This is a genomic window from Streptomyces sp. NPDC058240 (assembly GCF_042882135.1).
Classification (GTDB): Bacteria; Actinomycetota; Actinomycetes; order Streptomycetales; family Streptomycetaceae; genus Streptomyces.
Window position 1 is genome coordinate 211,187 of sequence record NZ_JBHVWT010000003.1, and the last position, 9,633, is coordinate 220,819.

Consider the following 9,633-nt stretch of genomic DNA (forward strand, 5'->3'; position numbering starts at 1 on the left):
ACCCCCGGGCATCGGGTATCGTTTACGTCGTTGCCACGGAGCACCGCCAAAAAGCGGTTCTCACGGCAACAATCCCCGGCGGTGTGCCCGAGTGGCCAAAGGGAGCAGACTGTAAATCTGCCGGCTCAGCCTACCCAGGTTCGAACCCTGGCGCCGCCACATGGTAAGGCCCCTGTCTCAGACAGGGGCCTTCTTTGTTTGCTGCCGCGAGACCGCGAGACCGCGAGACCGCGAGACCGCAAGACCGCGAAAGGGCCGTGAACATGGAATCCGTACTGGTCAGCGCCTGTCTGCAGGGCGTGCCCTGCCGCTTCGACGGCCGCGGCAAGGCCTCCGCCGCGGTGGCCGCGGCCATCGGCGACCGACGCCCCGTGGCCTTCTGCCCCGAGGTCTCCGCCGGACTGCCCACCCCGCGCCGCCCCGCCGAGATCACCGGCGGCGACGGCCACGACGTGCTGGACGGCCGCGCCCGCGTCGTCGACGACACCGGGCACGACGTGACGGAGGAGTTCGTGGACGGCGCGGAAAGGGCGCTGGAGGCCGCGCGCCGGACCGGGTGCACCGAGGCGCTGCTGATGGCGCGCAGCCCTTCCTGCGGGCGCGGAACGGTCTATGACGGTACGTTCACGGGCGAGCTCCGCGAGGGCGACGGCGTCACCGCCGCGCTGCTGGAGCGCCACGGCATCGCCGTCCGCCCGGCACCGGGCGCCTGAGAGGCTGTCGGGTGACCTCCGAGCCCGAAAAGCCCGCACGCGGCCGGGTCCGACGCCCCGCGGCGCCGGAAGGCCGCCCGGCCCGCCCGGTCAGTTCCCCGCGACGTCCTTGACCGCGACCGCCACCGGCACGTTCCCCGAGATGAGCTCCAGCGTCAGCCCCGCCGTCGCCGGGGTCTCCAGCAGCTCCAGCAGCGCCGCCGCCACGTCGTCGCGCGGCACCGGCCCGCGGCCGGTCGACGCGGTCAGCAGGACCGCCCCCTTGCCCGCGTCGTTCGTCAGCATGCCGGGGCGCAGGATCGTCCAGTCGAGCGCGGTCCTGGAGCGCACGTACGCGTCCGCCGCGCCCTTGGCCCGCAGATACGCGTCGAAGACCTCGTCGCCCGGGTGGTCGGGGTCGGCGCCCATCGAAGAGACCACGACGTAGCGCCGTACGCCTGCCCGTTCCGCCGCGTCCGCGAACAGCACCGCCGCCCCGCGATCCACCGTCTCCTTGCGTGCCGAGCCGCTGTCCGGGCCCGCACCGGCCGCGAAGACCGCCGCGTCGGCGCCGCGCAGCACCTGCGCCACCTCCTCCACGGAGGCGGATTCGAGATCCAGGACGACCGGCTCGGCACCCGCCGCCCGGAGGTCCTCGCCCTGGTCCGGATTGCGGATGACGCCCACGGCTTCGTCCCCGCGCGCGGCGAGCAGCCGCTCCAGCCGCAGCGCGATCTGACCATGTCCACCTGCGATGACAATGCGCATGGTCACGACCGTACGCCGCGACGGCCCGCCGCGCTCAGGGCCCGCCGCAGGGACCGGAATCCGGTCTCTCCTGGTGAGGCAGACCGAGGGCCACGACGGTCTCGGAGTCGCCGTACTCGCGCACCGCGCTCGTCCGCGCCACCACCCGGCCGCGATGCACCACGATCCGGCTGTAGGCGAGCGAGAGCGCGCCCGGGAGCTGCTCCCCGCGCACGGCGAGCAGCTCGGCCGGGAAGCCCGCCTCGACCCTGACACCGGGCAGCCCCGTTGCCGCCCTGGCCACCGAGGACACCGCCTCGTACGCCTCCGTGGCCGGCAGTCCGTGCTGCGAGGCCAGCAGATAGGCGGCCTCCAGCGGATCGCCGCGGCCCACGGGGTTCGCGATGTCCCGCAGTGCCCCGCTGCCCGCCGCGACCCGCACTCCGGCCGCCCGCAGCAGTCGTACGGGCGCGGTGCCCCGGCCCTCCGTGCCGCAGCAGCCGCCCTGGGGGAGGCAGATCACGGTCACCTCGGCCGCGGCGAGTTGGTCGGCGGCGCGGGCGGCGGCCTGCGGGGGGAGCAGGGAGAGGCCGGCGCACGGGCCGAGGGAGACACCGGGCCGCAGCCCTCCGGCCATGGCGGCCAGCCGGCCGAGCCGGGCCGGATCGTCGCCGTCGGTGTGCAGATCGACGGGGCAGCCCTGTTCGGCGGCGACCTCCAGGACGGCTTCCGCGTACCCCGCCGGGTCCGGATCGAGATCCGGGCAGCCGCCGACCGCACCGACCCCCATCTTCACCGCGTCGCGCAGCATGGCCAGGTTGTCGGCGCCCGCGACTCCGGTGAGCAGCCGGGGCACGGCGACCGGGGTCAGGTCGGCCAGTCCGCTCAGCGAACGGCGTGCCTGCAGTACGGCTTCGAGCGAGGCGAGGCCCTGGACGTCCCCGATCCGCACGTGCGAGCGCAGCGCCGTGGCGCCGTGACCGAGCTGCAGCAGGGCGGCCTCGATGGTGCGGCGCCGGATGTCCTCCGGGCGGTGCGACACCGGTCCCGGGGTGCCGGGACCCGTGCCGTCGGCGGTGAGCGCGGTGTCGCTGTGGGCGTGGGGTTCGGCGGGGGCGGGGAGCAGCAGATAGCCGCGCAGGTCCATCCGGGGGCCGGGCGCGGTCAGGCTGCCCGCGGTGCCGACGGCCTCGATGCGGCCGCCGCCGAGCCGTACGTCCACGACGCGGCCGTCGGTGAGACGGGCGCCGCAGAGCACCAGGCCGGCCCCGGCCGAGGTGACGGTGTCGGGACTGCTGGACGCATCGGCCGCGTCGGCGGCGTGGTCGTCCGGCTGCCACGGCTGGCTGTCGGGCATCGCGCTCCTGGGAAATGGGGACAAGATCACGCAGAGTGAATCGAGCCTAGGGGCGTGTTCGGCCGGGTTCGAGGAGGAGCGAAATAGTCGTACCGGTGTGGCCCCAGGGATGCGTGGGGCGCGGGTGCACAGCTGCGGCGGAGGGTGCCTCGCGGGGAGGCCGAGGTGCTGCTCAGGCGGTCGGAGGACGGTCTCCAGGGCTGTCGATCACGGGATCGGCGGGGTGTCGGTCAAGGCCGCCGGATGGGCCCTCGAAACGGATTTGGGCGATCGGCGACAGCCGTGTAATGTCTTCATCGCTCGCCCCAATAGCTCAGTCGGTAGAGCGTCTCCATGGTAAGGAGAAGGTCTGCGGTTCGATTCCGCATTGGGGCTCTGGTGATCGGGAAACCCCGCTTCGGCGGGGGGACTCGTCATCAAAGCGGTGTAGCTCAGTCGGTAGAGCAAGCGGCTCATAATCGCTGTGTCACCGGTTCAAGTCCGGTCACCGCTACTTACGGTAGCCGATTGTGGGGTCGGTCCTTCGATCGGCTACTCTTTTTTGCGTTCATCCGTCCATCCGTCCGTCCAAGGAGCACTCACGTGGCTGCCACCGACGTCCGCCCGAAGATCACGCTGGCCTGCGTGGAGTGCAAGGAGCGGAACTACATCACCAAGAAGAACCGGCGTAACAACCCGGACCGTCTTGAGATGAAGAAGCACTGCCCGCGCTGCAACTCGCACACTGCGCACCGCGAAACGCGCTGAAAACAGGCTCGTACACGAGGCCGTCCCCATTGGGGGCGGCCTCGTGTCGTTGTATGAAGGCTGTTCTTCGGCCTGTTCATCTTTCATCAGGAGGTAGCGAGCTCATGGCGCTCGACCAGTCCTTCGTGGGGCGGACCTATCCGCCCACCCCGCCGTACGAGGTCGGCCGGGAGAAGATCCGCGAGTTCGCCGAGGCGGTGGGCGACACGAATCCGGTCTACGTCGACCCCGAGGCCGCCAAGGCGTTCGGCCACAGCGATGTGATCGCCCCGCCGACCTTCGTGTTCTCGATCACCTTCAAGGCCGCCGGGCAGGTGGTGCAGGATCCGCAGCTGGGCCTGGACTACAGCCGGGTGGTGCACGGCGATCAGAAGTTCGCCTATGTGCGCCCCGTCCGGGCGGGGGACCGGCTGACGGTCACCTCGACCATCGAGGGCATCAAGTCCTTGGCGGGCAACGACATCCTGGACATCCGTGGCGAGGTCCACGACGAGTCCGGTGAGCATGTGGTGACCGCGTGGACGAAGCTGGTGGCGCGCGCCGCCGAGGAGGCGTGATGACGGCGAAGGTCGCATACGAGTCGGTCGAGGTCGGTACGGAGCTGCCGGCGCAGTCCTTCCCGGTGACCCGGGCGACGCTGGTGCAGTACGCGGGCGCTTCCGGCGACTTCAACCCGATCCACTGGAACGAGAAGTTCGCCCGCGAGGTCGGACTGCCGGATGTGATCGCGCACGGCATGTTCACCATGGCCGAGGCGATCCGGGTGGTCACGGACTGGGCCGGGGACCCGGGCGCGGTCGTCGAGTACGGGGTGCGGTTCACCAAGCCGGTCGTCGTGCCGAACGACGACGACGGCGCCCTGATCGAGGTCAGCGCCAAGGTCGCCGCCCTGCTGGACGACAAGCAGGTGCGGGTGGATCTGACGGCCATGAGCGAGGGCAAGAAGGTGCTGGGCATGTCCCGCGCGGTGGTGCGGCTCGGCTGAGGCCGCACCGCGCGACGCAAGTGACGCGACGCAAGTGACGCGACACCAGTAAGGGCACGGTCCACGGGGCCGTGCCCTTACTCGTGGGGACGGACCGGTTGACTAAGTTAGTGATTGAGTACTAACTTCCTCGCATGGCAAGGATGAGTGCAGAAGAGCGGCGTGAGAGCGTCATCCGCGCGGCGATCATCGAGTTCGCCCGCGGCGGGTACAGCGCCACCTCCACCGAGGCGATCGCCAAGCGCGTCGGTGTCTCGCAGCCGTACCTCTTCCGTCTTTTCCCCAACAAGCAGGCCATGTTCCTCGCAGCCGTCGAGCGGTGCTTCGCGGACACCCGCAAGGTCTTCGCCGAGGCCGCGGAGGGGCTCAAGGGCGACGCGGCGGTGACGGCGATGGCCGCCGCGTACCAGCGGCTCATCGTCGACGACCCCGAAAAGCTCCAGATGCAGATGCAGACGTACGCGGCCGTGGCGAGTGCCAGGGCCGCGGGGGATCACGAGTTCGGAGAGACGGTGCGCGCCGCCTGGGTCGATATGTGGGGCGACGTCCACCTCGCTCTCGGTGCCGACGCCGAGGAGACGACGACGTTCTTCGCGTACGGAATGCTCATCAACACGCTGGCCTCGCTCGGCTTCCCGGCCGAGCATCGGGTCTGGTCGGGGTTCTACGACGCGGCCAGGCCGATCGCCTGAACCGTGCGACCGGGGTTCCGCCCGGTTTTCTGCCCAGAGAAGTTAGTCATTGATAACTAACCCCCAGGGGGAGCAGTGAACCAGCACACAGCAGGCCGCTCGGGAGCGGTCTGGGCCCTTGTCATCACCAGCGTCGCCGGATTCATGGCGGCCCTCGACAACCTCGTCGTCACCACCGCCCTGCCCTCCATCCGCAAGAGCCTCGGCGGCGAGCTCGCCGAGCTGGAATGGACGGTGAACGCCTACACCCTCACCTTCGCCGTCCTGCTGATGCTCGGGGCGGCCCTCGGCGACAGGTTCGGCCGCCGCCGGCTCTTCCTCGCCGGGCTCACCGTCTTCACCGGCGCCTCCGCCGCGGCCGCGCTCTCGCCGGGGATCAACGAACTGATCGCCTTCCGGGCGGTCCAGGGCGTGGGCGCCGCGATCATGATGCCGCTGACGCTCACCCTGCTCACGGCCGCCGTGCCGCCCGCCCGTCGCGGCGCCGCGCTCGGCATCTTCAGCGCGGTCACCGGACTGGCCGTGGCCAGTGGGCCCCTGATCGGCGGCAGCCTCACCGAGCACCTGTCCTGGCAGTGGATCTTCTGGCTGAACGTTCCGGTGGGTCTGGCCCTGCTGCCGCTGGCACGGCTGCGCCTGACGGAGTCGTACGCGCCGGACGCACGGCTCGACATCCCCGGCACGCTCCTGGTCAGCGGCGGACTGTTCGGCATCGTCTACGGCCTGGTCAACGCCAACTCCGACGGCTGGACCAGCCCCACCGTCCTCGGCTCGCTGATCGCGGGTGGAGCGCTCATAGCCGCCTTCATCCACCACGGGTTCCGCGCGAAGCGCCCCATGCTGCCCATGCGGCTCTTCCGTGACCGCGCGTTCTTCGGGATCAACATGGCGAGCATGCTGATGTTCCTGGGCATGTTCGGTTCGATCTTCCTGCTCAGCCAGTACTTCCAGGGCGTGCTGGGCTACTCGCCCACCGAGGCCGGCCTGCGGATGCTGCCCTGGACCGGAATGCCGATGCTGGTCGCGCCCATCGCGGGGATGCTCTCCGACCGGTTCGGCGGCCGCCCGGTGGTCGTGGCCGGACTCGCCCTCCAGGCGGTCGGCCTCGCATTCTTCGCGGTGATCATCGCGCCCGACGCCTCGTACGCCTCGCAGCTGCCCGGCCTGATCGTCGGCGGGGTCGGCATGGCTCTGTACTTCGCACCCGCGGCCAGTCTCGTGATGTCCAGCGTCCGCCCCGCGGAGCAGGGCATCGCCTCCGGCGCCAACAACGCCCTGCGCGAGGTCGGCGGAGCCCTCGGGGTCGCCGTGCTCGCCACGGTCTTCTCCTCGCAGGGCGGTTACGAGTCCGCCCGGTCCTTCACGGACGGGACCGTTCCGGCGGTGTGGATCGGTGCCTCGGCGGTGGCTCTGGCCGCCCTCGCCGCCCTGCTGATCCCGGGCCGCCGCGGCACCTCGGCCCCGGAGTCCGCGGTGGTCGAGAAGCGTGCCGCTGTCGCCGCCTGAGAGCCTGTCGGGTGACCTCGGATCGGATAGCGGACGCGGTCTGGTGCGTGCGGTTCCAAGGCGGAGGAGGGAGTCAACGCGGAGCGTTGGCGACCGACGACAACGCGGGAAGCGTGCGTGCCAGGGCGTGGCCGCCCGGTCGGAGGTCACCCGACATGCTCTGAGCCGCGCTTCCGCGCGCACGGTCCGTGCCCCCGCCCGAGCGGCGGGGGCACGGACCGTACCCTTGTCCCCGTGCAGGAACTCCATGACGCCCCCCTCGCCCCCCTGACCACCTTCCGGCTGGGCGGCCCCGCCGCCCGCCTCCTCACGGCGACGACCGACGCCGAGGTGATCGAAGCCGTGCGCGAGGCCGACGGGAGCAGCACCCCGCTTCTCGTCATCGGCGGCGGCAGCAACCTGGTCATCGGCGACAAGGGCTTCGAAGGCACCGCCCTGCGCATCGCGACCAAGGGCTTCGCGCTGAACGGCACGAGACTGGAACTCGCCGCCGGTGAGATCTGGACGGACGCCGTGGCCCGCACCGTCGAAGCCGGTCTCGCGGGCATCGAGTGCCTGGCCGGAATCCCCGGCTCCGCCGGTGCGACACCGATCCAGAACGTCGGCGCGTACGGGCAGGAGGTCTCCTCCACCATCACGGAGGTCGTCGCCTACGACCGGTACACCCGGGAAACGGTCACCATCCCGAATGCCGACTGCGCGTTCTCGTACCGGCACAGCCGCTTCAAGGCCGAACCCGACCGTTTCGTGGTGCTGCGTGTCCGCTTCGAGCTGGAGGACGCGGGCGGCCTGTCCGCGCCACTGCGGTACGCCGAGACGGCCCGCGCCATGGGCGTCGAACAGGGCGAGCGCGTGCCCGCGGCGGCCGCCCGGGAAACGGTGCTCGGGCTCCGCGCCGACAAGGGCATGGTGCTGGACCCGGAGGACCACGACTCCTGGTCGGCGGGCTCCTTCTTCACCAACCCGATCCTGGAGGAGGCGGAGTACGAGGCGTTCCTCGCCCGCGCCAAGGACCGGCTCGGCCCCGAGGTGACGCCCCCCGCCTTCCCCGCGGACGGGGGACGTATCAAGACCTCGGCGGCCTGGCTCATCGACAAGGCCGGATTCACCAAGGGATACGGCACCGGACCGGCCCGTATCTCCACCAAGCACACCCTCGCCCTCACCAACCGCGGCGAGGCGACCACCGAGGACCTCCTCGCGCTCGCCCGCGAGGTCGTCTCCGGAGTCCGCGAGGCATTCGGCGTCACGCTCGTCAACGAACCCGTGACGGTCGGCGTGAGCCTCTAGGCCCTGTTTCACCGACGCCGGATCGTCGACCAGCGCCAGCATCGCGTGCGCCACATCGGCGCGCGAGATGGTCCGGCCGCTGCGCGGAGTGCTGTCGACGGCCGTGCGGTACTTCCCCGTCAGCGGTCCGTTGGTGAGCTTCGGCGGCCGTACGGACGTCCAGTCCGTCGCGCTCCGGGCCAGCGCGGCCTCCATCCGCGTCAGGTCCGCGTAGACCTCCTTGAGGATCGCTCCGACCACCTTGCGGACCAGCCGGTCCAGCAGCGGGTCGTCGGCCGGCCGGGGGCCGACCGGGGCTGGCGTTCGCCTACGAGGCCACGGCGGGCGGTGCGCCGCCGCAGTCCCTCGACGAGTTCGCCGCGTCCGTGGCGAGCACGCTGATGCGGGGCGTCGGGGTCTGACCCCCGGGGCCGGACCGGTCCTGTCCCGCGGGCTTCGCCAGCCAGTCGTCGACGCCCGCCAGGAGCTCGGCCCGTACCGGGGCGGGCGCGGCGGAGCCCCGTACCGACTGGCGGGCCAGCTCCGCGAGCTCCTCGTCCGTGAACGCGTGATGGCGTCGTACGAGGTCGTACTGCGCGGCCAGCCGGGAACCGAAGAGCAGCGGATCGTCCGCGCCCAGCGCCATCGGCACCCCGGCCTCGAACAGTTTGCGCAGGGGTACGTCGGCGGGCTTCTCGTAGACGCCCAGCGCCACGTTCGACGCCGGGCAGACCTCGCAGGTCACTCCGCGCTCCGCCAGCCTGCGCAGCAGCCGCGGGTCCTCGGCGGCCCGTACGCCGTGCCCGATCCGGGCCGCGTCGAGATCGTCCAGGCAGTCCCGCACACTGGCGGGGCCGGACAGCTCACCGCCGTGCGGCGCCGCCAGCAGACCGCCCTCGCGGGCGATGGCGAAGGCCCGGTCGAAGTCCCGGGCCATCCCACGGCGCTCGTCGTTGGAGAGCCCGAACCCGACCACGCCCCGGTCCGCGTACCGCACCGCGAGCCGGGCGAGGGTGCGGGCGTCCAGCGGATGCTTCATCCGGTTGGCCGCGATCACCACCCGGATCGGCAGACCCGTCTCGCGCGACGCGCTGTCCACCGCGTCCAGGATGATCTCGATCGCCGGGATCAGCCCGCCGAGCAGCGGGGCGTACGAGGTGGGGTCGACCTGGATCTCCAGCCAGCCGGAACCGTCCGCGACGTCCTCCTGGGCCGCCTCGCGCACCAGCCGCTGAATGTCCTCGGGGGCCCTGAGGCAGGACCGGGCGATGTCGTAGAGCCGCTGGAAGCGGAACCACCCGCGCTCGTCCGTGGCCCGCAGTTTCGGCGGCTCGCCGCCGGTCAGGGCATCCGGCAGATGCACGCCGTACTTGTCGGCGAGTTCGAGCAGGGTCGTCGGCCGCATCGACCCGGTGAAATGCAGGTGCAGGTGGGCCTTGGGCAACAGCCGTACATCACGCTCCATCCCAAGATCCTGCCGCACACGTGGGGTCGAGCGGTAGCCGCTTTCCCCATCGAGTTGACGCCCGAACGGAGAAGCGACCCCCAGCCGGAGCCGGGGGTCGCCACCAAACGTGCGGGACGCGCTCCGCCCTTGCCTCGCCCCACAACTTCTGGAGCCGCGAGAAACCCTCGAAA

Annotated in this window: 9 protein-coding genes, 3 tRNA genes and 2 pseudogenes; 10 read left to right on the forward strand and 4 right to left on the reverse strand. The window is 71.3% G+C overall.

What is annotated here, in order from left to right; genetic code table 11:
- The first annotated feature begins 77 nt into the window (after window positions 1-77).
- Both ACFVX4_RS08750 and ACFVX4_RS08755 read left to right on the forward strand, forming a co-directional pair.
- A tRNA-Tyr gene (locus ACFVX4_RS08750) sits at window positions 78-159 on the forward strand.
- Window positions 160-263: 104 nt separating this feature from the next.
- Window positions 264-713 carry a DUF523 domain-containing protein gene (locus tag ACFVX4_RS08755; RefSeq protein ID WP_389973448.1) on the forward strand — a complete coding sequence of 150 codons (450 nt, stop codon included), beginning with the start codon at window positions 264-266 and terminating at the stop codon, window positions 711-713.
- A 90-nt stretch (window positions 714-803) separates the two neighbouring features.
- Here the strand turns inward: ACFVX4_RS08755 and ACFVX4_RS08760 are convergent, their stop codons facing one another.
- Both ACFVX4_RS08760 and ACFVX4_RS08765 read right to left on the reverse strand, forming a co-directional pair.
- Complete coding sequence (locus tag ACFVX4_RS08760) at window positions 804-1,460, reverse strand: SDR family oxidoreductase (RefSeq protein ID WP_389973451.1); 657 nt, start codon at window positions 1,458-1,460, stop codon at window positions 804-806.
- 34 nt (window positions 1,461-1,494) lie between these two features.
- Window positions 1,495-2,796, reverse strand: coding sequence for an amidohydrolase family protein (locus tag ACFVX4_RS08765; protein WP_389973454.1), 1,302 nt, complete (start codon window positions 2,794-2,796; stop codon window positions 1,495-1,497).
- Between the two features lie 302 nt (window positions 2,797-3,098).
- Between ACFVX4_RS08765 and ACFVX4_RS08770 the strand changes: the two genes are divergently transcribed.
- From ACFVX4_RS08770 to ACFVX4_RS08805, 8 genes are all read left to right on the forward strand, one after another.
- Window positions 3,099-3,171 (forward strand) — tRNA-Thr (locus tag ACFVX4_RS08770).
- Window positions 3,172-3,216: 45 nt separating this feature from the next.
- Window positions 3,217-3,289, forward strand: a tRNA-Met gene (locus tag ACFVX4_RS08775).
- Window positions 3,290-3,378: 89 nt separating this feature from the next.
- Window positions 3,379-3,543, forward strand: coding sequence for a 50S ribosomal protein L33 (rpmG, locus tag ACFVX4_RS08780; RefSeq protein WP_003956487.1), 165 nt, complete (start codon window positions 3,379-3,381; stop codon window positions 3,541-3,543).
- Window positions 3,544-3,647: 104 nt separating this feature from the next.
- On the forward strand, window positions 3,648-4,100 hold the full coding sequence (locus ACFVX4_RS08785) for a MaoC family dehydratase N-terminal domain-containing protein (protein ID WP_389973457.1): 453 nt from the start codon (window positions 3,648-3,650) through the stop codon (window positions 4,098-4,100).
- On the forward strand, window positions 4,100-4,528 hold the full coding sequence (locus tag ACFVX4_RS08790) for a MaoC family dehydratase (RefSeq protein WP_389973460.1): 429 nt from the start codon (window positions 4,100-4,102) through the stop codon (window positions 4,526-4,528). Before ACFVX4_RS08785 ends, ACFVX4_RS08790 begins: the two co-directional genes overlap by 1 nt.
- 143 nt (window positions 4,529-4,671) lie before the next feature.
- Entirely contained in the window at window positions 4,672-5,220 is a 549-nt protein-coding gene (locus ACFVX4_RS08795) for a TetR/AcrR family transcriptional regulator (protein WP_389973999.1), read from the forward strand.
- Window positions 5,221-5,295: 75 nt separating this feature from the next.
- Complete coding sequence (locus ACFVX4_RS08800) at window positions 5,296-6,726, forward strand: DHA2 family efflux MFS transporter permease subunit (RefSeq protein ID WP_389973463.1); 1,431 nt, start codon at window positions 5,296-5,298, stop codon at window positions 6,724-6,726.
- A 234-nt stretch (window positions 6,727-6,960) separates the two neighbouring features.
- Entirely contained in the window at window positions 6,961-8,016 is a 1,056-nt protein-coding gene (locus ACFVX4_RS08805) for a UDP-N-acetylmuramate dehydrogenase (RefSeq protein ID WP_389973466.1), read from the forward strand.
- Here ACFVX4_RS08805 and ACFVX4_RS08810 read toward each other — a convergent pair.
- Window positions 8,014-8,313 (reverse strand): annotated as a pseudogene (locus tag ACFVX4_RS08810) (NAD(P)-dependent oxidoreductase); the annotation flags it as partial. The gene ACFVX4_RS08805 and the pseudogene ACFVX4_RS08810 sit on opposite strands and share 3 nt — an antisense overlap.
- A 133-nt stretch (window positions 8,314-8,446) precedes the next feature.
- Window positions 8,447-9,460, reverse strand: a pseudogene (locus ACFVX4_RS08815) (adenosine deaminase); the annotation flags it as partial.
- Window positions 9,461-9,633: the final 173 nt, after the last annotated feature.